This window comes from Vibrio rotiferianus, from assembly GCF_002214395.1.
Lineage (GTDB): Bacteria > Pseudomonadota > Gammaproteobacteria > Enterobacterales > Vibrionaceae > Vibrio > Vibrio rotiferianus.
Map to the genome: position 1 here is coordinate 1,021,950 of NZ_CP018311.1, position 23,667 is coordinate 1,045,616.

Consider the following 23,667-nt stretch of genomic DNA (forward strand, 5'->3'; position numbering starts at 1 on the left):
AAAGTTAGTATTTCTTTCCCCCGTTTTTCTTAACTTGTTCCTCGGAATAACACGGAAGTCGAAAATCTAGCGGTAGAAAACCGCCAGCCAAATTGTTTCTTGCTCGGGATCAGTCCAGCTCACGCGATGCTTGGTATGGGCAGGAATGTTGACGTGATCGCCCGTCTCTAAACGTTTTACAGAACCATCTTCATAAGTCAGTTCGCCTGCGCCTTGCAGAACCAATACCCATTCATGTTCTTCTTGATTATACCATTCGCCCTCTGGCGTGGTTTGCCCTTTTGAGACAATACGCTCGATGCGCAGTTGTTTATGTGTGAGTAAATCTTCGAACACTTCTTCACTCAGATCACTGGGCAGGTCTTTAAACAGATTCATAGCGCTTCCTAAATAACGATCAGTCCAAATGGTGCGAGCAGTTGTTCTTGCTGCCAGTCACAGATCTTAACACCGTATAAAGAGACGCGGCGAATGTCCAAGCCTTCTAAATCGACGTGGGTAAGATCGCTCTCCTCTATATTAAAGCTGCCCCATTGTTCTCGACTGAATTCTCCTCTCGATAAGTCAGAGCCTTTAAAGCTTGCGCCCATCAGATTGGCGCCGTTCCATCGGTTCTCAAACAGGTCGCATTTCTCGATTAATGCATGCTCAAAGTTGGTGTAAGCCAAGTTACAGCCCGTAATGTAAGCGATACAAAAGAACACAGTGTTGCTGACACGATTAGCGAAGTTAGCACTTTGAAAGTTTGCGCCTTTCAAATCACACTTACGCAGTTCGATGCCGACGCAGTCTGCACCATTGAACTGAGACATGGCCAACATACAGTTGCTGAAACTTGCATCTTTGAGTTTGGCATAGCGGAAACTGCAGCCTTCTATGTCGCTCGATTGGATAAAGCGACAATCAATAAACTTTGCATCACTGAGATCGGCATGGTCGAAATTGCACTGATAAAAGCGGCAGTTTTCAAAGGTGGCGTTTTGCAAATCTTGGTGAGAAAAGTCTTCGTGTTCGAAAGTGAGATTGGTCTTAATCATGGCTTTTTATCTTTTCTTTGTTCGTTGGAAGCAGACTACCACTCTAAGTGACTGATTTTCCAGAAATATAACTTGTTGTATTTCAATGCCTTACAAAGGCCGAAAATCGCCAATTTAAGCGGTCAAACTGGCTTTTTGAGGGCGATGTTTTTTGAAAATAATCCGAGCATATCGAGAAAATAGTTTTGTTGAATACAGAGGCGTACATAGGAGGGGGAATGAGAACTGCGACGCACTCTTCTCACACGCACAGTTTGCATTACAGAATTGTGTCCTATTTGCATAATTTGTTGATCAGTATGGCGATTTTGTATGCGAAAAAGTGATATTTTTTACAAATTGATTTCCATCAAAAAAGTAGGGTTTCTATGTGCTAGATTGCGCGCAGCTCAAGAATATAAAAACTATTAAGCCCTACAAAAGGAAATAACAATGAAAAAAACAATCTGCAGTCTAGCAGTGGTTGCTGCGCTAGTATCACCTCAAGTTTTAGCTCACAAAGAAGGTGATTTTGTATTACGTGTCGGTGCGGCTTCAGTTGTGCCAAATGACAGCAGTGACAAGATCTTAGGTTCTCAAGAAGAGCTTAAAGTGGATTCCAACACTCAGCTCGGTTTGACGTTTGGTTACATGTTTACTGACAACATCAGCTTAGAGGTGCTTGCAGCAACTCCATTTAGTCACGACATTTCAACAGACCTTCTTGGCTTGGGTGATATTGCAGATACTAAACACCTACCACCAACCGTAATGGTTCAGTACTACTTTGGCGACGCACAAAGCAAGTTCCGCCCATACGTGGGTGCCGGTCTGAACTACACCATCTTCTTCGATGAAGGCTTTAACGGTAAAGCGAAAGATGTAGGCCTTACAGATCTAAAACTGGATGACTCGTTTGGTCTAGCGGCTAACGTGGGTGTCGATTACATGATTGATGACAAGTGGTTTGTAAACGCTTCTGCCTGGTATGCGAATATTGAAACTGAAGCGACGTACAAGTTTGGTGGTGCAGCACAAAAAACTGATGTGAAGATCAACCCTTGGGTATTCATGATCAGTGGCGGTTACAAGTTCTAAGAGAAAGCAGTAGTAAAAGAGCAATAAGATTATTGGCATGACTTTTAGGGGCAGTTGCGGGGATTGCCCCTCTTTTTTTATGTCATTTTCTTGCGCAACATTTCCTTCCTATTTTCTCTCATTCGACCAATCTTCCTGTTTGTAAATGTATCGCTTAAAAAATGAATTTTCTGTTAATTCTCGATTGTTGAGAAAAGCGAAAATTTACTATAGCTAGGTTTTGAACTTGTTCTGATAAATTCGATTGCAAGTGCTCGGTTAAATATTAATCGAATACGGGAATAAAAATTACAAAATGAAGCTAAGGATTAGCTGACTAAGGAAAATTGCTCGTGAAGCATGGAATTTTTACACGAGTATTTTTCGGTTTTGCTGTCTTTAGCTGAGAAAAATATCTTTATTTTTCAATCGATAGACAGGAAGAACTTAAAATGAAAGGAACCACACTCATTGCGGTATTTGCTTCGGCAGTTTCACTGTTCTCATACAGTGAGAAAATAAGTGCGGCAGAGAAATTTATTACTATCGGCACCGGTGGTCAAACGGGCGTTTATTACGTCGCTGGACAGTCGATCTGCCGTTTCGTAAACCGTGGTGCTGCAGACCACAGCATTAAATGTAATGCACCAGCCAGTGGTGGTGGCGTGGCAAACGTCAATGGTTTGCGCAGTGGCGAGTATAACTTCGGCATCATGCAGTCAGACCACCAATACAAAGCCCTAGAAGGTGTGGCTCCTTTCCAAAATAACCAACCAATGACGGATATTCGTGCCGTTTTCTCACTACAAAGTGAAGTGTTCACGATTCTTGCGCGTAAAGACGCAGGCATCATCAATTTCGACGATTTGAAAGGCAAGCGCGTCAACATCGGTAACCCTGGTTCTGGTCAACGCGATACATTTGAACAAGTGATGCAAGCAAAAGGCTGGTCGCAAGATGTATTCAGTTTGGTGTCCGACTTAAAACCAGCAGAACAAGCTTCTGCAATGAGTGACAATAACATCGATGCAATGAGCTATTTTGTCGGTCACCCAAACGGTGCGATTCAGGAAGCATCAACCACCACTGATGCTGTGCTAGTACCAGTGACTGGTCCGGAAATCGACAAGCTACTTGCCGAGCGTGCGTACTTCACCAAAGCAACCATTCCGGGCGGAATGTACCGTGGTAACCCTAACGATACGCAATCTATCGGCGGCAAAGCGGTGCTCTCAACCACGGCAGAGACGGATCCTGAGTTGGTGTACCAACTGACGAAATCTGTGTTCGATAACCTAGACCGCTTCAAGCGTCTACATCCAGCATTTAAAGACCTGAAAGAATCAGAAATGATTGAAGTGGGTCTGTCTGCACCACTGCACAAAGGTGCGGTGCGCTACTACAAAGAGCGCGGCTGGTTGTAATTCTTAGAACCTTCGATTTTTAGCAAGCGCTGTGATGGATTCGCAGCGCTTGCTTCTCTGTTGTTTGTGAGAAAATTATGGATAAGACGATCTCCACGTCCCATGCTGACACGCATCCGAGTGAGCTGTCGGCAGAAGAACTGATTGCCCAAGATGTGGGTGCTCGCTTGCCAACCGGAATCATGGAAAAGCTGATTGCGGGCTTGGCGTTACTTTGGTCTTTGTTTCAACTTTGGATCGCGTCTCCGCTGCCATTTATTGTCGGTTTCGGTGTGATGAACGATACCGAAACGCGCGCCATTCACCTTGGTTTTGCCTTGTTGCTTGCCTTCCTTGTCTTCCCGGCTTTTAAGCGCTCCCCGCGCGATCGTGTTCCTGCCTTTGACATCATGTTGGGTTTGATTGCTTGTGCGTCTTCGCTTTACTTGTTTGTTATGTACGAAGCACTAGCACAACGTCCGGGCAGCTTAACCACTGAAGACTTTATTACCGCATTGATTGGCTTACCTCTGCTTCTAGAAGCGGCGCGCCGAGTGTTAGGCCCTGCTTTGCCGGTGATTGCGTTGGTGTTTATCGGCTACAGCTTGGCAGGTCCATACATGCCGGGATTGCTGTCCCACCGTGGCGTGCAGTTGGACGCGTTGGCTAACCACCAATGGATCACTACAGAAGGTGTGTTCGGTATTGCACTTGGCGTATCGACCAGCTTTGTATTTTTGTTTGTTCTGTTTGGTGCGTTATTGGAACGTGCTGGAGCAGGGCACTACTTTATTCAATTGGCATTTAGCATGTTGGGTCACTTGCGTGGTGGCCCAGCAAAAGCCGCCGTCGTTGCCTCGGGCTTAACGGGTTTGATTTCGGGATCGTCGATCGCCAACGTAGTGACTACAGGTACGTTCACCATTCCGATGATGCGCAAAGTCGGCTTCTCTGCAGACAAAGCGGGTGCGGTGGAAGTAGCTTCATCGGTGAATGGGCAAATCATGCCTCCTGTTATGGGCGCTGCGGCATTTTTGATGGTGGAATACGTTGGCATTCCTTATGTTGAGATCATCAAACATGCCTTCTTACCTGCCGCTATTTCTTACATCGCCCTTCTTTATATTGTCCATCTAGAAGCGCTCAAGTTGGGCATGCAGCCAATTGATGCCGCACGCTCAAAGCCTTGGCTAGCAAGGCTAACGGGATTTGCATTTGGCGCGGCGTTGATTTCTGGATTGTCGATGGCGGTCTACTATGGTTTAGGATGGTTGAAGCCAGTATTGGGTGACTTTGTACTGCCGGGGATGGCGTTGATTCTGGCAACGGTTTACTTGGCGCTGCTAAAAGTCGCCGCAAGTAATGAGCCGCTATCAGAAGAAGATCCAGATGCTCCGCTAGAACAGTTACCAAATACGCGTGCAGTCTTGCTGTCTGGCTTGCACTACCTACTGCCTGTGGTGGTTTTGGTGTGGTGTTTGATGATCGAGCGCTTGTCTCCAGGGTTGTCTGCTTTTTGGGGCAGCGTGATTCTGGTGGTGATCGTTCTGACTCAACGTCCTCTGCTGACTTGGATGCGTAAAGACGGCAAACACGATTACGGTAACTTCAAAGACGGTTGTATCGATTTGCGTGAAGGCTTGATTGCTGGCGCGCGCAATATGATCGGCATTGGCATCGCGACCGCCACCGCAGGCGTAATTGTTGGTGCGGTATCGCAAACGGGGGTTGGCTTAGTATTGGCTGATTTGGTTGAGATGTTGTCGATGGGCAACTTGCTACTAATGCTGATGCTTACGGCGGTATTGAGCTTGATCCTAGGCATGGGCTTACCAACTACGGCGAACTACATTGTGGTATCGAGCTTGCTAGCTCCTGTTATTGTCACGTTGGGTCAACAACACGGGTTGATCGTACCGTTAATTGCGGTGCACTTGTTTGTGTTTTACTTCGGCATCATGGCGGATGTAACGCCGCCAGTGGGTCTGGCTTCGTTTGCTGCTGCGGCGGTGTCGAAAGGGGATCCAATCAAGACGGGCTTAACCGCGTTTTACTACAGTTTGAGAACCGCGGCTTTGCCGTTCCTGTTTATCTTCAATACGGATTTATTGTTGATTGATGTCGATTGGGCGCACGGCATTGCCATCTTTGTTATCTCTACTATCGCGATGTTGATATTCGCTGCGGCGACGCAAGGTTGGTTCCTGACTCGTAACCGTTGGTACGAAGGCGTTCTGCTATTGCTGGTGGCCTTTACCCTGTTCCGTCCGGGATTCTGGATCGACATGGTGGTGGATCCGTACCAATCGAGCAATCCTTCCCAGTTGGCACAAACGCTTGAGCCGCTCGAAGAGGGCGGTGTACTCAGAATGCGCATCAGCGGTGAAGATGCGGTCGGTAAGATGCGAGAGTTCTCGGTGCTGCTTTCGGTTCCTGAAGGGGAAACCGGACAAGATAAGCTAGACGCACTTGGCATAGTGACTTATCAGCATGGTGAACAAACTCTGATTGATATCGTTAGCTTTGCTAGCCCAGCAGAGGCGGCAGGATTGCAGTTCGACCAACAGATTGTCGATGTGCGTGTGCCAGTTGAGCGTTATCGTAAAGAGTGGATGTGGATTCCAGCAATGGTGTTGTTTGGTGTTGTGATTTGGCTACAACGTCGAAGAGTAACAGCGCAGCTTGCTTCAGCACATTGATAGTTAAAGATAAATAACCATAAAGCCCCGTTAGAGTTAAGACTAACGGGGCTTTTTTTTGGCTGGAATATTCGTCGTTTTTATTTCCATGTCATGGAATGATTAGCGTTCCCTATACTTTATGTACGTTCATAGCCAAGCATTTCGAGGTTGCTTGGCTATTAAAGAGTGTGAATATCTTTGCGCACCTTCTGAACAAATTATCAACGCTCAAAATCGGATCTTAACCTTGCAGATCATCTTATTGTCCGAAGATAGAAAAATCCTACACTGATCACAAAATTGAACACTTGGACAATATAAATGAGCGACGATATCGCGAAGAAATCCTCTTCGAAATCCAAACTGACCAAAATCCTTTTCCTTCTCGTTTGTGCTATCGCTTTTGGTGCGATGTACTGGTCTTGGCAATATTCCGACGGCCACCCGAGTACGGAAGATGCCTATGTAAGAGCAAAAATCCTATCGGTCGCTCCACAGGTTCAAGGCCAAGTTATCTCAGTAGAAGCCAGAGACTTCCAAGTGGTGAACAAAGGCGACCTGCTATTAAAGATTGATTCTCGTCCTTATCTGCTAGCAGTCAAACAAGCTAAAGCGGCTTACCAATTGGCGGTTCAACAACACGATGTGGCCGACAAGCAAGTGACTGAAGCGGTGGCGGGATTGGATGCGGCGCGTTCTAACCTGACCGAAGCGCAGTTGGAGTACAAACGTACTAACTCGCTAGTGAAACGCAAATTAGCGTCTGATCAAGATTTGGATACTGCGAAGAACAAACTCGCGAACGCTCAAGCAAGCTTAGAACAAGCACGTGCAACGGTAGAGAAAGCAATCGCAAACCGCGGTGAAGAAGGTGCAGAGGCAGCAGTTGTTCAACAAGCGGCGGCGCAACTTGCACAAGCGGAATTGAACCTTAGCTACACTGACATCACTTCTCCTGTCGATGGTATCGCGGGTGAAATCAACACACATACTGGTTCTGTTGTCGGTATTGGCCAAACTCTGTTCCCTGTGATTGTGAAAGACAGTTACTGGGTACGTGCAAACTTCAAAGAGACAGACCTAACACACATCAAAGCAGGCATGCACGCTGAAGTCGTGATCGACATGTACCCAGATGTGGTTTGGGATGCGAAAGTGGAAGAGTTGTCGCCAGCAAGTGGCACTTCTTTCTCTTTGATGCCACCAGAAAATGCAACCGGTAACTGGGTGAAAATCAAACAACGTTTCCCTGTGCGTTTGACACTTGAAGTACCTGAAGGTGCACCACAATTACGTGTGGGTGCGAGTTCTGAAGTGACTGTTGATCTGAAAAGTAACGCACAATGAGTAACCAGATTACGGCCGACAAACGGGGAATAGCCACCGTCGCCGTGATGCTTTCGGCCATCATGGTGCTGATAGACATGACCGTTGCTAACGTGTCGCTTTCACACATGATGGGCGCGTTGGGCGCAACGGCAGACCAAATCACATGGGTGCTAACTGGCTACAGCATGGCTGAGGCGATCTTCATTCCGATGACCAGTTTCTGGGTATCGCGATTTGGTGAGCGCAAAGTCATGCTGGTGGCAGTAATCGGCTTTGTGATTGCCAGTGCTTTCTGTGGACAAGCGGGTTCACTCGAAGAGATGGTGGTGTTCCGTATTATCCAAGGTGCGTTTGGTGCCTCGGTTATTCCACTTGCACAATCTACATTGGTTCAGATTTACCCTTCCGAGCAAAAAGGCAAGGCGATGGCGATCTTCTCCATCGGTATCTTGCTTGGTCCGATTTTAGGCCCGGTAGTGGGTGGTGTGATTACTGACAACATCAACTGGCGTTGGATCTTCTACGTCAACTTGCCATTTGGCTTGGTGTGTACTGCGCTGATTTACCGCTACATCCACATTAGCAACAAATCCAAACCGAACTTCGACTGGTGGATCATTGGTTATATGGCCCTCGGCGTCGGTGCGTTGCAGTTTGTGCTTGATAAAGGGAACGATGAAGATTGGTTTAACTCGCGCATTATTCAAACCGCAGCACTGCTAGCGATAATGGGTTTGATCATGTGGGTATACCGCAGTTGGAAGACAAAGAGCCCCATTGCACCGTTGTGGTTACTCAAAGACAGAAACCTCATGGTGTCATCTTTGATGATTGCTGTTGTTTCGATGGCGATGTTCGGTTTGACCACCCAGCAGCCGATGTTGCTCGAAAGCTTGTTGAACTATCCAGTGTCGACCACGGGTATGTTGATGGCTCCAAGGGGGTTAGCGTCCGCTTGTATGTTGATATTGGTGATTGTGATTAACCCACAATTTGACCCAAGGTTGAAGATTGTATTTGGCTTAACTTGCATCGGTATTGGCAGCTACTTGATGACCTTGTACTCGACAGAAATAGACACTTTCTGGATTGTGATGCCAAGTATGATTCAAGGTATGGGCTTAGGTTTAACCTTCTCGACTTTGTCGACGCTGGCTTACATGACGTTGCCAAAAGAGCAGTCGGTGGCTGGGGCGAGTATCTTTAACTTGTTTCGAACTATTGGTAGCTCATTTGGTATTTCCATCGCTACCACATACCAGTATCGTGATGGTCAGCAGCAATGGCACGCTTTGGGAGAAGGCTTTAATCCTTACAACCCAGTGTTGCATGACTGGGCTGCGAAACAAGGATTATCGATCACCGATCCTGCCGCCTTGGAGCAGTACCAAAGTATGCTCCATCAGCAATCGCAAATGGTCGCGTTTGTGCATACTTTCCAGTTGGTGGGGGTGATGTTCGTAATCATGATGCCGATGCTGGTGTTTATCCGCTCAAGGTAGCGTTGAAACTGAAGCTAAACAAACGCGCCTTTAACTCTTCTGGTTGAAGGCGCTTTTTTCTATTTGACGTCTGCGTATGAGAATAGGCAATTAACTGAAAGTTACTTCGCTGAAATGTGGGTTGTCGGTGAGTGCTCTCATTGCGATCAACTGCTCGGTTGGGAACGAAGTCCGCTCACCTGCAACATCCAAAAATAAGCATTCTTGTCGCTCCATATCGTAACCGGTATCGAATGCGCTACCTTGGTGTGTCTCACCATTCTTCAAGGTAATCTCAACTGGTAACTTAAACATACAGGCGATTTCAATAAAATCATATTGACTACATGTCACCATAACTTTCTCCTTTCGTTCTCTTTTATCAGACCGATAAAGGGTAAGAACTCATCTATGAAGCCTACTCTCTATTTTACGCCTAATTGGAGGACTTCCCAAGTAAACCACAACATACCAGCCTATCTTTAAGATCACCGTTTCTCCTTTACAAGTAGGAGTCGATGCGTTGAAAGAGAACTTAATGTTGCATATGGAGTGAAAAAATTAGCCGTAGAAAAATATGTGAGCAAGATAGAAAAATAAAGGTATAATATGATGACGCTTCAATAATATTCCTCTCTCTTTAACTAACTCTCTTGCTCCTTATAACAAGAATTTTACTGGTCATTTATTTATTATAATTCCAGTAAGTCGTTATTTTTCTGTGATCTCTCGCGTGACTAAATTTCTAAGTACAATTTTTTGATACTTGCCACCTAATAAAGTAGCCTTTCAATAGAAAACTTTTACTAAAAAACCTAGCGAACTTAATTTTACGCATCAAAACAATTATACTCATCGCATACTGATAAGGCTTGCAATAACTGGTTGAAGCTTAATCTATATGGGTAAAAATCCATCGGTTAACGCTTAGTAAAAAGTCTCATCATTGAAACACATTTAATAGATAGAAATTGCTGGAATTATTTGGAACCGGCATCACAAGAGTAGGACTCTCTTGAATATATCATCAGGGATGCTGAAAAATTAAACAGGCATTGTTAGATGAATAATTCTGCAACGTATTTACTTGCTGCTTTACGAGAAAAAATTAAAGAGAAAGGGATTTGTTATTCCGATCTCTCTGCTGGAATGGGGATTCCGCTATCAACTATCAAAAGACAACTTCATAACACGTCTCTTGGATTGGATAAAATACTCTCGTTTGCTACTCATTTAGATACGGATTTGGTTGAATTATCTATGCGAGCGAAACAGCTTCAACAAGAGAATGAACAATTCATTACTGAAATTAATAGCGAGATATTTAATCAGTATCCATATTTGTTTGATTTCTTATATTTGTTGCGTCGTAAAGAGTGGTCACTACAAGATATTTTGAGTAAATACCAACTTACTCATACATCTCTTACCTTGTATTTAAGAGCCTTGGAAATGATGGGTTACATTGAGTTAAAAGGTGATGATCAATACCGTTTTAAAGACCAAGGTCGTTTTATTTTTGAAGAGGGTTCCACGCTCGATACTTTGTTCGCTAAGCGTTTTCGAGACGAAGTGTTTAGCCATGACGTGCGACCACCAATCTGCATGGGACGCATAGCCATTACTGAGGAACAAGAAGAGAAACTGGCTAACGAGGTATACAACAAGCTGATTGAGTTTGATGTACAGAACAAGAGTGGGGAAGGCAGCAAGCGACTCCGAAACGTGTTGATGACCTATACGCCAGGTAAGCAAATTTTTCTCTCAGATACTATTCCAAACATTGACGGTGAGTTATTAAAAGCCATATCGATGGCGAATGAAAAATAGTGAATATTTAATCACAAAATAAAGAATTTATATGAAGTGGGTGTGTTTGATAATGAATGCATCAAAGACCCACTATTACCCAAAATTAATGACCTGTTATTTAAATAGGCCAAACGAAGAAGAGACAAATTAACCGATCTCTTCTCAAATCCAAAAGTGAAATAAATAAGGCTGAATCTTCATCATCGAAACTCGGCAGGGCACGTCTCGACCTTTTTTCGCCTGATTAAGACCAAAAGCCAATAAATGAGGGATATAACATGCACTTTAAGACTTCTTTGTGTGCGATTGCTGTCGGGGTTGCTCTAACACTTAGTGGATGCAACAGTAGTGATAATGACTCTAACGTGGATGCACCATTGAAAGCGGCTGAATTCCATAACACCATTGATCGTGCTGGTGTGCCAGTGGCACTGCGTGATTTGCATGGTGGTCACCTTCGCTACATTCCTATGTTCGATAACGGTTCTTGGCATGGACACACGCTAGACACCAAGGGTGGTGAAATTACACTAGGTGGTACGGCGTTGTTAACTGAAGAGTACGTGTCATTCATGGCAGCACGTTTCGACCGCTTGGCGCTAACGGTGGATGGCGAAGCTATGCCGCTTAAGCTGACAGAAGCGTATTCACAACCTGGCGCGCTGATTCAAAAGTATACGGGTGATGATGGCATCGAAGCAGAATTGGAAATGCGCTTTGTGACAGATCGTACGTCTCTTGTGAAAACGACGATCAAGAACCCGAACAAGCTGGCTATTCAAGGTGAGTGGGACGGTGAGTTGATGGCGGATTACCGCGCTGACGATGGTGAACTATACAAAAACAGCGACAGCACAGTACGCAGTGTTGAAGATGCATACCCTACTTACTCACGTGAAATTGCCGCGACAGAAAATGGCGTAGAAGTGTCTTTTGGCGCGGTTCGTGACTCTTGGTCTCTACTGACTTCGGGCGATTCTAAGTTTGAAGTGACACGCTCTGTTAAGCCAGAAACATCTACCATTGATGATGATAAGAAAGGCTTCGTCCAAACGGCTGAGCTAGGAAATGGCGAAGAAATCACGCTATATACGGCTTACACGCACGTTCAAAACACCCAAGAGCAAGCGTCTGAGTTTGCGAAATTAGACGACGTGATGGCCGATCCAAAAGGCTACATGCATGAGTCGGCAATGCGTTGGGAAGAGTACTTAGAAAATGGTTTGACCAACGATGCTGCTTCTAAAGAGCATGAGTTCGTTGCAGTAAAAGCGATGGAAACACTTAATGCAAACTGGCGTGGCGCAGCGGGTGCAATTGACCATGACACGGTGACACCATCGGTAACCGCTCCTTATTTCTCAGGTAACATGACTTGGCCGTGGGATACGTGGAAGCAAGCTTATGCAATGTCACATTTCAACCCTGATGTGGCGATGGAAAACATCCGTACTGTGTTCCAATATCAAGTACAGTCTGATGATCCTGTTCGTCCTTGGGATGAAGGTTACCTGCTTGACGTAGTGACATACAACTTACCAGCAGAGCGCTGGGAGGGTATGTCGGCGGAATACAAAAAAGTATTCCCTCAAGCTACCGATGGCCTGAACTGGAATGAGCGTAATACTAAACCATCACTTGCTGCATGGGCTGTTTGGGAAGTGTATACCGCGCTAAAAGATGAGCATAACCGTCCCGAAGAAGCTAAAAAGTGGCTAGAAGAGATGTATCCGAAGCTAGTGGCATTCCATGATTGGTGGCTACGCGCTCGCGATACAAACAAAAACGGCATCCCTGAATACGGTGCAGCAAAAGACCCAATTCATACTGTATTTGAAGAGGATCTGAACGACGGCTCTTGGGGGCCAGATGCTTCGATCGATGATATGAAGTTCTATTACAAAGATGAAGCGAATGGTGACAAGTGGATCAAAGAGACTGGCATCGAGAAATACAACCAGTTGCTTATGTCGGGTGACTACACCGCGATGAGCATCCCTGCGAAAGAGGCTGCTGGTTGGGAATCGGGTCGTGACAATGCGGGCGTATTCGGCTTTATCGATACCATCGATGACTTACAAGATAAGCCTGAGTTGCCAACGCAAGAAGAAGCTGAAGTGATCGACCAAATGGGGCGCTACGCACACAACACCAACGGATTTGATAACACCTACGATATGGTAATGGGTACAGATGGTTCTGTTGTGACTTACCGTGATGATTCGGCTGTGAACATGGATAAACTGGCTCAGGCGAAGAAAGACTGGGAAGTGAAATTCAATGAGAACACGGATGAGTCAAACAATCTATCTGGTTACTCGCTGATGCAAGAATCAGTTGACCAAGCGTCTTACTGGTACTCTGACAACCTGTACCTATCGCAAATTGCAGAGGTGCTGGGTAAAGCAGACAAAGCTGCTGAGTTTAAAGCGAAAGCGGATGACACTAAAGAGTACATCAATCGTTGTATGTTCGACGACGCGACAGGGTTCTACTATGACATTGAAGTGGTACCGGGCGGTCTAAGCAACCAGTGTGCTGGTCCAATGCTAGTGAAGCGTGGTATGGGCCCTGAAGGTTGGTCGCCACTATTCAACAATGCAGCGACGCAAGAGCACGCAGACAAGGTTGTGAAGAACATGCTCGATACCAGCAAGTTTAACTCACCTAAGATCCCGCTAGGTACTGCATCAATGGATAACCCAGCATATGGTCCGGATATTTACTGGCGTGGTCGTGTGTGGCTGGATCAGTTCTACTTTGGCGTACGTGGTATGGACAACTACGGTTACGGTGTAGAAGCGCGTCAAATGGTTGATAAGCTATTCCAAAACGCACAAGGTCTAACGGAAACAACGCCGATTCAGGAAAACTACAACCCTGAAACGGGTGCTGTACAGGGTGCAAACAACTTCTCTTGGAGTGCGGCGCACTTATACATGTTGTACAACGGCTTTGTTGGCAAGTAAGACTCGCTTGTTACTTACAGCGTGAAGATTTGAGCGTTGCAGATGACCCCCCTAGCATCTGCAACTGCTTAATTCCCTTCAATTAGGCTCAATAAGATCAAACCGGACAGTGAAAACTGCCCGGTTTTTATAGAGTTAAAGCACTATTTTTATCTGTTTTTCTAAAAGTTGTATGCGATAAAAACTGCGCTACAACACCACTTCTCTTTAAAACCTAATGGCTTATCTCTCCGCATTTCGTTCTGTCTATTTTCAATAAATAACATTTATAAAATGATTGTTTAACCATCTTGTAACAATGCATATGCTGCAAGTATTAGTGAGGTCATTTACATTCATGCAAAAGTATTAGAGTTACTTCCAATCTCGCCGTTATTCAATGGTACTGAGCCAACGTCTTTCCAACACTCTATTCTGTCCCTTGAATCTTCCTCACCCTTAAGAGCGTATTGATAAATACCTCACTTTCTACGTTGTCAGCATGACGTGTTGCGATGCAACACCATCCAGGAAGGTGACATGAACTGTTTACAGACCAGCCTTTATAACTTGCTAGAAGATAATAACTTTGTGCCATCTAATGAGTACAAAGCCTCAATCGAAAATTATCTTTACTCAGATTCTTCTCTAACGCCACAAGCAATGAGGGATCTCACCCAAGAGATTTTCCAGAGCAAGCAAACCATGGCGTATTATCTGTTGCACAACGCGATTAACGAGGAAGAAGGGGCTGAGCGTCTCAAGATGATTGCCAATCGTTATGCGCAAGGAGAAATGAAGCAACAGATCATGCTCCACTATCAAAACGACAGAAATCACTCCGCGATGTATGCCAGCTTAATTCCGTTGACGGGCTATCAAACCGAAGTCTATCAGGAGGCCAAATCGAGTGATTTTAGTAATGTGAGCCACTTTCATGATGATATTAAAATCCACCTTTTCCGAGCTCACTCTGTCGAACTTCGTTCTTGGTGTTTATTGGTTTCTCAACTGAGTTTTATCGATCAATCCGATGTGCCTTACCTGAAAGAGATGCGCCCAACGATCCAGAAGATACTGGATGATGAGATGAAGCAGGTCTCCTACACGGCTCAACATGTTAGTCAGTGGCTGGAAGAAGATCCTTCACTGTGCCAAGCCTTCACTCAATGCATGAACCACACTTATCGAGAAACTTGGGACTATCTAGCTTCGATGGCTGAGTTTATGCGTGATAGTGCGCCGTATTTTATGGTTTAAGCACATCGCATTTGAAATTTAAGAGAGGCTCAACGTTGTTTGTACTGCGTTGGGCAATAGCCTCTGTTCACACCTGGTGAGCGCAGTTTTAAGTGCTTGGTATTCCTGCCGGTGACTCGGTGTCGCCAAAGCTTAAAACTGTTCGGTTGTAAGTGGCGGCGCATTAAGTTGATCACCCCTTTCTCGTCCAAACCAAATTGATGCTCGATGGCTTCAAACGGGGTTCTATCTTCCCATGCCATCTCAATAATTCTTGATAGCATGTCATCGCTAAAGGTCATTCGCTAATCCTGTTTTGCTGTTGGACATACACATACGTAACGCGCAGCGATTCGGGTTCATTGAGGGGGATTTTTAGTAGAAAACTGATGGCTTTCTGGTGCATTATTTCTGTGGTTTTAGCTCGACCACATTGCCTTCTGGATCTTCCAAATAGACAGATCGCCCAAAGCCTTGAGCACCATATCTTTCAGTAAACTCTGCAACATGCACATTGTATTGGTGTAAGTAAGACAGCAGCTCTTTTTCTTCGAAAGGTGCAATCTGAAGGCAAAAGTGGTCAAGGTTACGACCATTTTGGCTGGGCGACTTTCCGCCTAGTTTCCCAAGTTCACTATCGACCGTCACCAAATCAATGATCGCCATCCCTGCACGAAGCTGAGTTAACCCCAAGTCTGGTAACTCACGCTCTATTGGGCATCCTAATATATCTCGATAAAAGTGCAGCATCGCGTCGAGATTGTCTGTTCTTAGTACCACGTGGTCGAGCGCTTTTACTTCAATTGGATTGCTTGTATTTGCCATGACGTTGCCCTTTTTTCTTTGATGAGAAAAGTATACGCACTAAATCAATAAGCTGATCGCCAGAGCAAGCATGACAAAGCCAATGATGAATTCCAAAATCTGCCAAGAACGCGCATGTTTGAAGATCGGGATAAGCAGTTTGGCGCCATAGCCTAGGCTGAAAAAGAACACGAAAGAGGCACAAACAGCACCTATCGCAAACTGCCATTTATGCGGTTCATATTGAGTGGAAATAGAGCCCAGCAATACCACTGTATCAAGGTAAACATGCGGGTTTAACCATGTGAATGCCAAGCAAATCAGTGCTGTCTGCCATGCACTTTTTGAGGCATCACCTTCAGGGTTCATTACGTGTCTTTGTGTGAATGCAGAGCGTAAGCTACTGATGCCGTACCAGGTTAAGAACGCTGCGCCAGCGTAACGCGCAATTGTCTCGATCAAAGGAAACTGAGTTACCAAGTAACCGAAACCCGCGACACCAAGAGAAATTAAAATGGCGTCAGACAAGGCGCATAAGAAGCACACCAAGAATACATGATGCTGTTTGATGCCTTGCTTTAAAACAAAGGCATTTTGCGCTCCAATAGCCAGAATTAAGGAAATGCCCAGCGTAAAGCCCGCAAGATAGGTGGTCATTTTCTCTTCCTTGAATTGTGACCAAATCAGGCTTCAAACCATAACCTTGTCGGCAAATTGCTGCAAGGCACAGAACAGAGACTTACTAAAATTGTTTGATGGCGTTGAGGCGTCGTAATTGTGAGAGTTGCGATCAATTTGCATCGTGTATTTACCCTAATCTGGCGTTACCAGTTACAATATGCACGTCCATATGAATAAGGGAAAAACGATGAAAGCAGTTTGGTTAGCTGCCGGTGCAATGGCACTGAGCGGATGTTCTGCAATGAATCCAGCAAATGATGTATCTCGCCCATCAGCAGAGATGTTTCCAGAAATGGAGAACATGACAAAACATGTTTTCTATGTAGACCCAGCAATCAACGAAGCAGATAAGCGCGTAGAGCTGGTGGTTGGTAAAATGATGGAAACAGACTGTAACCGTGTATCTTTAGGCGGCTCTGTAACTGAACATACATTGGAAGGTTGGGGCTACACCTATTACCAAGTAGATTCTTCAGCGGGTGGTGCTATTTCAACGCTAATGGCTTGTCCTGAAGAGATGGAGAAGGTAGAAACGTTCGTGCAAATGCCGACTCGTGATTTGTACCGTTACAACAGCAAGCTACCAGTCGTGGTTTACGCTCCAGCTGATTTGGATGTCGATATTCGCGTATGGGCTCCCGAAGAGTGATCTTGAAGCCTAGCAAAGCGGCTCTGATTTTAAGTGGCTTGTTAGTGTTAGCGGGTTGTTCATCGTCTGCGCCTGAATTCCAATATCAATGTAATGATGGTCAACAGTTCGCTGCTAGCTTTACGGAGGATGCAGCGCTGATCAAAGCCATCAACGGAAGCGTTATAGAGCTAAAACAGGTTCGCTCTGCTTCTGGCGCGAGGTACCTATCCGATGACCATATGTTGGTCCTTCACACCAAAGGTGACGAAGCCATTTTGATCGTCAACGAGATATCTCAAAGTACTTGCCACATTAAAAAGTAATCGCGTAAGTGAAAGGCTTGGTTCAGGACCAAGCCTTTTTTGCATGTGCAGTTTGAAGATGGGTTTAGCCTTAGAGAGCGAGTTTGTTGTTTCGTGTTCACAACCCCCTCCAGCTCCCCCTTGTATTGATATGGTTTGCTTGGCATTGAAGTTTCGCTTTTAAGGGGGAGGGCTTTTCTTTTATGTGGTTATTTTTGTGCCTTTGCCTTGCGGACTTTCTAGCTTTCGCAATTTCTAGCAGCGAATGCAGTTGCTCCCTCCCCTTTACCTGAGTGAGTTTTGTAGCCTCCGAAGTTAATTAGGAGGGGGGCCAATTTTGGACTAAGAAGACTCGCGATTGACAAGGCTGCAGTTGAGTACCTTAAAATCGTCATTCCGAGGAGCCTAGGCGACATCAGGAATCTCTTTTTAACGCGCTCAAACAGTTCTTATGTGTTTTGATCTTCGAAGCTGAAACCCATGGACGCTAGGGAGGGGGCTCATAAAAATTAACAAAAAAAAGGTTGGTACTAGGCCAACCCTTTCTGATGCTTAAGCATTCAATTGCTCCAACTGGATGCGTAAGTTTCTTAGCGACAACAGAGTTAAAGAGTAATTGTCTGATCAGTAAACTGAATTTTCTCTATATTTGATAGGATATTAGAGCCATCGCGGTTATCGATGCGATCGACAAGTTGAGTTCTGTTATTTCCTAGTTTTTCTATTGTGTACTCAGTTTTTGGGCCATGTACTATGACGGTGTTTGACCCAGAGTTGCCAGTAATGGTGTTATCGTGATGGTTGATTTCAATATTGCTGTTTTTCGAACCTGATAGCGTCAATTTCGTCAGATATTGTGAATGATAGGTATAGGGTGTTGTAGCATCGAGGATCATCTTAAACGTCCCTTCAAACGAATCTGAGATATAAGCATCGTACGTTAACACTGGCGAGAAGATTTGCTCCGTGATGTATTGAGCGTTCGGATCATCAGTCGCAAAGTCTTGACGGTGTTTAACGTTGTACATCCCCCACATACCAGCGCCATCGTATGCTCCCCAAAGTCCGTAATAGCTATCAATCACCGCTGCGAAATACTCTTGATCCACACTGACTTCTTGTTGCCATTCTTCTAATGTCTCAGCGGATGGATTATATGCGTTGTGCAAAGACTGTTTTTGAATTGCGTTTAACTCTCTCTGGAACTCAGGTAAAGCAGTAACACCATCCTCGGGAGCATTGAGTACTCCGATGCCGTAATCGTGTACCAAGTGAAGAATCTCCTCATAAGAAGCATCGCGGTGGTTCGCATAATCTTGGTTCACGTACCAAGCTCCTCCCTCGACCTGGATTTCCTCTTCAAACAATGGTTGCCCATCTAAGTCATCGTTGTATTTTGGCTCGTCGTGATAGTTCATCAGTTTAAGAATGGCACCATTGTTTGCCATCGCGTTTGCGATCTTGTGTTTTTGTTCGACTGTTCCGTATTTGCTGCCTTCGATGGGTGTTAGGTAGTGATTCAAGACATTGACGGCTTTGACTATCTGATAATTTGATAATCGATTCATGATCAATATATGGATTGATTTTCCGTTCGGCGCCTTGACCGCAACATATCGGTTGTAACCCGCTTTTGAGTAAGCAGAAAATTGACTTGGAACAGGCTCAACCTTGATGCCATGAACAACAGAAGAGGATGGTTCAGTAGTAGGGGGAGTTGTTGGCTTCGTATTGTCCGAGCTGTTACAGCCGGAAAGTAATATGGCTGAAGCTAAAATGGTGAGAGGTATTGTTTTCATCATTAGTCTCGCTTTTTTACATTGAACCACTAATGTAATTGAACGTTGTTTTATTTTGTTTGATAGCGAGTGGTATTGGACAGTTCAATACAATCTCTTACAAGATGGCTAAGTGAAAGCTAGCCATTTTAAATGGTTAATCCTCCCGTCATGCTGAAGTGTTTCGGCGATACTAGGGGGCTGAATTCGTGTTTGTGAGGTGTCGCTATACGGCACCGATTACTGTTTTGGAGAGCGGCTGCGAAATGTTTTGGGCGTAAGTCCGGTGTGTTGTTTGAATACCTTCGAAAAATAGCTACCACTTTGATAACCCAAATCTAAGGCGATTTTGGTGATGGACTCATTAGGGTTGGCTAAACGTTCTTTGGCAAGGCTGATGCGATAAGCTTGGATCCAGCTTGCGACGCCCATATTGAACTGCTCTCTAAAGGATTGCTTTAGATAGCATTCATTAGTTGCGAGTTCTTTAGATAAGCCCGGTATGTTCCAATCAATATGGGGCTGCGTTGCAATGAGGTCGCACGCTTGCTCGGCGAGAGACTTAGGCTCTTTATGCACCATGAGTAACGCAAGCAGCTCTAAGATTTTTCCTCTTAGCCATACAGTTCGGGCTATACCTTGGAAGTCATTGTTCCAAATCGATTTGGCAACGTTAAGAATATCTCCTGTAAGTGGCATTTGCCAACCTGTTTCATAAAGATCGAAAGGCTTGAATGATGAGCCCCTATTTTGAGGAAGAAGATTTTTAGTCAAGCTATGGTGTAACGGGAAATGAATTCGAATGTTCTCAATTCGACCTCCTTCTCCTAGCTCAATAGGGTTTACAGGTTCAGGCTTCGGCAAAAGTGATGCTATGCATCGAGAAGCAAAAGATGCGGCAGGGTAATCAGGATATTTAGGGCTGTAGGCGTGGTTAATACCAGCAAAGCTGATATAGAACCCCGCGTCTGCAGGATCATTGAACTGAATGTCTGTAGTTGCTGTACAGTTAACGATGTAGGCATTCACACCATCATCGAGGGCAACAACATCAAACGTTCCATCTACGCCGCCTACTAAGTTTAAGCTATTCACGATATTACTCATTGTTTCAGCCTTCGTCGTTTTCTCGTGAGCATTTCCCTGAGCAATTAATATAAATGATAATAGATATCATTTGTAGAGAATATTGAACTAAGTCGAGTTCACAGAGAAAGAAGCTCTGGATATACCTAGAGCATCTTTAACGATAGGGCTTGGTTAGATTTGTGAGATGAGGCTCGCCTTCTCATTTGGTTTTAAGACTGGGATTATGAAGATAGCGATGAGGCTAAAAGCGATCATTAACATAAAATGCACTGAATACCCGAAAGCGCCGATCAGTGCCCCGCAAATGATAGCCATCACGATTGCAATGAACATATCCATCGATTGGAAAAGAGAGAAGTTCACACCTGACTGATGTCCGGAGGCAAACCCCATCATTAGAGTATAAAGCGCAACAAATTTAGCCGACGTAATGATGCCATTAACGACAAAGATACCCGCGATTAACCATCCCTGCTCAGCAATATTTAAGTCGTATGCTAAATAGAAGCTAAAAAACACAACTTCAAAGACCATCATTAGTAGTAAAACATTGAGTGCTAGACTTTTTTTTATTAACCAGCCACCTAGCACTACGCCAATTAAACCGGTAATCACTCCTCCACCTGCAACCAAAAGACCCAAACTTTCTAGCTGTATACCGCTGTCGACTAAGAAAGGCATCATCATTGATAAAACCCCTCTCGTTCCGAGCTGCGATACGGTCACAAGGAGCAGTCCAATCCTTACTTCAGGGTTAGAAAATGCAGCTTTAAGGGAGGGAGTACGAGCTGTTGGCGCGCTTTTCTGATTGGCGCCGTGATTCCAGAATAAACAAAGCGTTGGCATACTGAATAATAAAGTTAGAAGAGCCAGACCGAATAATGCGGTTTGCCAATCGAGCAATGAAGTCGCATAGATAAATAATCCACCGCCAAAAACAGCCCCTAGATACGAACCACCAACTTGCATGACGTTGCCTAGGTATCTTCTTTTTGCCTCCAACTGGTCAATCGCCAGACCGTCTGTAGCGATATCAGCGAAGCTGGAAAATAAGCTGATAACCAAAACGCCAGCAAACAGGGTCATTCGATTCTCGATCGTTCCAATGACGCAAAGCGCAACGAGTATGGCAATTAAAACTAGCTGAGAACCAAAAATAATGATGGCGTGATTTTGTAAACTCGCTCCCTTTTTGCGTTGCCGTTCGATCCAAGGTGACCACAAAAATTTAGCGACCCAAGGAAGCATTGCAAGGTAGAACAACCCTATTTGGGAGGTATCTATGCCCTCATGTCGCATTATCGCTGGCAAGCCTTGAAGTGTGAACATACTGACTAAGCTTTGGATGGTATAAACGCTCGCCAGAACGGCGAGCAATGGTTTGAGTTTGACTCCTTGAGCGCTAACCATAGGTTTCATTACCACTCGTACTTCGCTTTCACACCAACTTCTCTACCTGTTCCGTAATTGCTGTATGTCTGACCATAAGAGAATGCGTAAGTGGTGTAGTCTTTGTCAGTAATATTGTTGCTAAAGAGCGAGATAGACAGAGCTTCGCTATAGTCGTAGTTAATGGATAGATCGACGAGAGTGTACGCACTTTGTGATAGTGAGTTAGCTTCGTTAAAGTAGATTTTAGAGTTATAACGAGCTTGAGAGTTGATCGAAATGTCGCCTTTGATTCCTGTTACTGGTAGGTAATAGTTAAAGCCCAACGTTGCCGTGGTGTCTGGCGCGTAAGGCAGTCGATTCCCTTCAAAGGTACTGTTGTTTGATTCAAATGTTGAACGTCCAAAAGTCCCGGCAGCAGTGATGGTCAGATCATCGGTTGGGTAGAAAGCGAACTCAGCTTCGATACCTTTACTTAGAGCCTCACCCATATTTTTAAGAGTTTGATGCCCTGGCGTACCGGTATATAGTTGAATATCATCCGTTTTAATCCAGTACAATGCGCCACTAAAATCGATTTTTTGATTCGCAAAGTTGGTGCGCCAGCCTAGCTCGCCATTCAGTGATTTTTCCGCGTCGTAACCGCTTGCATCTGCATTGCTCAGAGGAACAACGTTGTAGCCCCCCGGTCGGTAACCACTGGTTATGGAAGCGTAAAGTCGAGTGTCCTCATTCGCTTGCCAACCAATTGCAGCTTTTGGTGAAACCGTCGATTCTGTCTGTTCCTTGTTATAAGGATTGATAAACCATGCCGGGTTACCGTTGAAGTCAGAGTTTACTTTTAGGTATGAAGCTCGGACGCCAAGAGTGACATCCCACTGTGGTGCAAACTGGTAGTTTGTCTGCCCAAACAACGCGTACGTGTCATAGTCCAATTTATTTCGTGCGTTATTGGCTGAAACGTCCAAACGGCGATATTCCAAGTAGCCGCCAACTACGTAGCTAAAACGATCGTTGTATTGTTGGTTTAGACGTAGCTCTTGGCTGAACTTGTTTTGATCTTCTTGGTAGTAGCCATAGACATATTCGCGGTCTATCTCGCGTGTTTGATAAGCGGTGATACTTGTGATTTGAGAGGAATCTAAATCGTAACCAAGATTCAGCGCGAAAGTATTAACGTCTCGCTTAAGTTTGGGGATTGGTGCGTCTTTTACACCAGAGTCATGTTCACTCTCAGTGAGGTACCACTCCTCATGGCTGTCGAGCTTATCTGCGGCGACTGATAGGGTTGCGCTAAGTTTTGAGTCATTTGGTAAGTAGTGAAAGCGAACTTTTAATGCTTGCTCATCGGCATCGTTTGCGTCTTTTTTCCCGCTGGTGGCGTGTTTAATATCACCTTCATCGTAGATATATCTAGCTGCAATATCCGCTGAAATGGAGTCAGATAAACGGGTAGCGGCGACAGCATCAACTTGCTGACTCAAATTAGAATATAAAGCAGAAGCTTTAACTTCGGTGGCGTCAGTTTCACGACGAGTCACGATGTTAATGACACCGCCTTGCGCGTTCCCACCGTAAAGTGTGCCTTGCGGACCGCGCAGCAATTCGACTTTTTCCACGTTAATCAGCGGTTGAGTGACAAAAGCGTTATCTTGCAGGACGCCATCAACATAAATGCTCACGGTTGGCGAATAGTAGTCAGGTGAACTAATCCCACGAACGGTGGTGTTGGCGTAAGTTCGGTTCCCGCGAGTTTGTATAAGCAGTCCAGGGAATACCATCTCGAGATCTTTGACCTGATAAATGCCTGCTTTTTCGAGTTCTTCTCCCGTTTTGACCACAACTGAATTGTTCACTTGCGATAAAGGAGTATCGAACTTGGTTGCTTCAACGATAACCACTTCCATTGTTGGTGGCGTCTCTTCGGCATAGGAGTATGAAGTACCCAAAATTGTGAGGATAGCGCTCGCAATGACGGTGCGCGGTGAAGAAATCTTGTACATACTG

The 23,667-nt window shown here is 45.0% G+C and carries 20 protein-coding genes; 10 read left to right on the forward strand and 10 right to left on the reverse strand.

The window, feature by feature from the left end:
* Positions 1-66: 66 nt before the first annotated feature.
* The gene (locus BSZ04_RS04775) at positions 67-378 is read right to left on the reverse strand and encodes a cupin domain-containing protein (protein WP_088879700.1); all 312 of its coding nucleotides are present in this window, start codon (positions 376-378) and stop codon (positions 67-69) included.
* Between the two features lie 8 nt (positions 379-386).
* Positions 387-1,037, reverse strand: coding sequence for a Qnr family pentapeptide repeat protein (locus tag BSZ04_RS04780; protein WP_088879701.1), 651 nt, complete (start codon positions 1,035-1,037; stop codon positions 387-389).
* A gap of 432 nt (positions 1,038-1,469) precedes the next feature.
* On the opposite strand from BSZ04_RS04780, the gene ompW reads away from it, so the two are divergent.
* The 5 genes from ompW (at position 1,470) to BSZ04_RS04805 (ending at position 9,008) form a co-directional block, all read left to right on the forward strand.
* Entirely contained in the window at positions 1,470-2,114 is a 645-nt protein-coding gene (gene ompW, locus BSZ04_RS04785; protein WP_010453431.1) for an outer membrane protein OmpW, read from the forward strand.
* 431 nt (positions 2,115-2,545) lie between these two features.
* Positions 2,546-3,517, forward strand: a complete 972-nt coding sequence (locus BSZ04_RS04790) for a TAXI family TRAP transporter solute-binding subunit (RefSeq protein ID WP_088879702.1) — start codon at positions 2,546-2,548, stop codon at positions 3,515-3,517.
* A 77-nt stretch (positions 3,518-3,594) separates the two neighbouring features.
* Complete coding sequence (locus tag BSZ04_RS04795; protein WP_088879703.1) at positions 3,595-6,195, forward strand: TRAP transporter permease; 2,601 nt, start codon at positions 3,595-3,597, stop codon at positions 6,193-6,195.
* Positions 6,196-6,498: 303 nt separating this feature from the next.
* Entirely contained in the window at positions 6,499-7,524 is a 1,026-nt protein-coding gene (locus BSZ04_RS04800) for an HlyD family secretion protein (RefSeq protein WP_088879704.1), read from the forward strand.
* Positions 7,521-9,008 carry an MDR family MFS transporter gene (locus tag BSZ04_RS04805; protein ID WP_088879705.1) on the forward strand — a complete coding sequence of 496 codons (1,488 nt, stop codon included), beginning with the start codon at positions 7,521-7,523 and terminating at the stop codon, positions 9,006-9,008. The genes BSZ04_RS04800 and BSZ04_RS04805 overlap by 4 nt, the downstream gene beginning before the upstream one ends.
* Positions 9,009-9,098: 90 nt before the next feature.
* Here the strand turns inward: BSZ04_RS04805 and BSZ04_RS04810 are convergent, their stop codons facing one another.
* Positions 9,099-9,344, reverse strand: a complete 246-nt coding sequence (locus tag BSZ04_RS04810; RefSeq protein ID WP_010453422.1) for a Rho-binding antiterminator — start codon at positions 9,342-9,344, stop codon at positions 9,099-9,101.
* 705 nt (positions 9,345-10,049) lie between these two features.
* Between BSZ04_RS04810 and BSZ04_RS04815 the strand changes: the two genes are divergently transcribed.
* The 3 genes from BSZ04_RS04815 (at position 10,050) to BSZ04_RS04825 (ending at position 15,007) form a co-directional block, all read left to right on the forward strand.
* Positions 10,050-10,817: a helix-turn-helix domain-containing protein gene (locus BSZ04_RS04815; RefSeq protein WP_071235837.1), complete on the forward strand. Its 768-nt coding sequence runs from the start codon at positions 10,050-10,052 to the stop codon at positions 10,815-10,817.
* Positions 10,818-11,077: 260 nt separating this feature from the next.
* Entirely contained in the window at positions 11,078-13,768 is a 2,691-nt protein-coding gene (gene ygjK, locus BSZ04_RS04820; protein WP_088879706.1) for an alpha-glucosidase, read from the forward strand.
* A 519-nt stretch (positions 13,769-14,287) separates the two neighbouring features.
* A complete protein-coding gene (locus BSZ04_RS04825; RefSeq protein WP_010453417.1) occupies positions 14,288-15,007 on the forward strand; it encodes a hypothetical protein in 720 nt (239 codons plus the stop codon).
* 29 nt (positions 15,008-15,036) lie between these two features.
* On the opposite strand, the gene BSZ04_RS04830 is transcribed toward BSZ04_RS04825, so the two are convergent.
* From BSZ04_RS04830 to BSZ04_RS04840, 3 genes are all read right to left on the reverse strand, one after another.
* Positions 15,037-15,288, reverse strand: a complete 252-nt coding sequence (locus BSZ04_RS04830) for a TIGR03643 family protein (protein ID WP_088879707.1) — start codon at positions 15,286-15,288, stop codon at positions 15,037-15,039.
* A 103-nt stretch (positions 15,289-15,391) separates the two neighbouring features.
* Complete coding sequence (locus BSZ04_RS04835) at positions 15,392-15,811, reverse strand: VOC family protein (protein ID WP_088879708.1); 420 nt, start codon at positions 15,809-15,811, stop codon at positions 15,392-15,394.
* 39 nt (positions 15,812-15,850) lie between these two features.
* On the reverse strand, positions 15,851-16,447 hold the full coding sequence (locus BSZ04_RS04840) for a LysE/ArgO family amino acid transporter (protein ID WP_071235840.1): 597 nt from the start codon (positions 16,445-16,447) through the stop codon (positions 15,851-15,853).
* A 211-nt stretch (positions 16,448-16,658) separates the two neighbouring features.
* Between BSZ04_RS04840 and BSZ04_RS04845 the strand changes: the two genes are divergently transcribed.
* Positions 16,659-17,120: an ecotin family protein gene (locus BSZ04_RS04845; protein ID WP_088879709.1), complete on the forward strand. Its 462-nt coding sequence runs from the start codon at positions 16,659-16,661 to the stop codon at positions 17,118-17,120.
* Positions 17,117-17,425 carry an MliC family protein gene (locus BSZ04_RS04850; RefSeq protein ID WP_231896268.1) on the forward strand — a complete coding sequence of 103 codons (309 nt, stop codon included), beginning with the start codon at positions 17,117-17,119 and terminating at the stop codon, positions 17,423-17,425. The genes BSZ04_RS04845 and BSZ04_RS04850 overlap by 4 nt, the downstream gene beginning before the upstream one ends.
* A 584-nt stretch (positions 17,426-18,009) precedes the next feature.
* Here the strand turns inward: BSZ04_RS04850 and BSZ04_RS04855 are convergent.
* From BSZ04_RS04855 to BSZ04_RS04870, 4 genes are all read right to left on the reverse strand, one after another.
* Positions 18,010-19,203 carry a hypothetical protein gene (locus tag BSZ04_RS04855; protein WP_088880242.1) on the reverse strand — a complete coding sequence of 398 codons (1,194 nt, stop codon included), beginning with the start codon at positions 19,201-19,203 and terminating at the stop codon, positions 18,010-18,012.
* A gap of 219 nt (positions 19,204-19,422) precedes the next feature.
* A complete protein-coding gene (locus BSZ04_RS04860; RefSeq protein WP_088879711.1) occupies positions 19,423-20,289 on the reverse strand; it encodes a helix-turn-helix transcriptional regulator in 867 nt (288 codons plus the stop codon).
* Positions 20,290-20,442: 153 nt separating this feature from the next.
* Entirely contained in the window at positions 20,443-21,690 is a 1,248-nt protein-coding gene (locus tag BSZ04_RS04865) for an MFS transporter (protein WP_088879712.1), read from the reverse strand.
* The gene (locus BSZ04_RS04870) at positions 21,690-23,663 is read right to left on the reverse strand and encodes a TonB-dependent receptor (RefSeq protein WP_088879713.1); all 1,974 of its coding nucleotides are present in this window, start codon (positions 23,661-23,663) and stop codon (positions 21,690-21,692) included. Before BSZ04_RS04870 ends, BSZ04_RS04865 begins: the two co-directional genes overlap by 1 nt.
* Positions 23,664-23,667 lie beyond the last annotated feature (4 nt).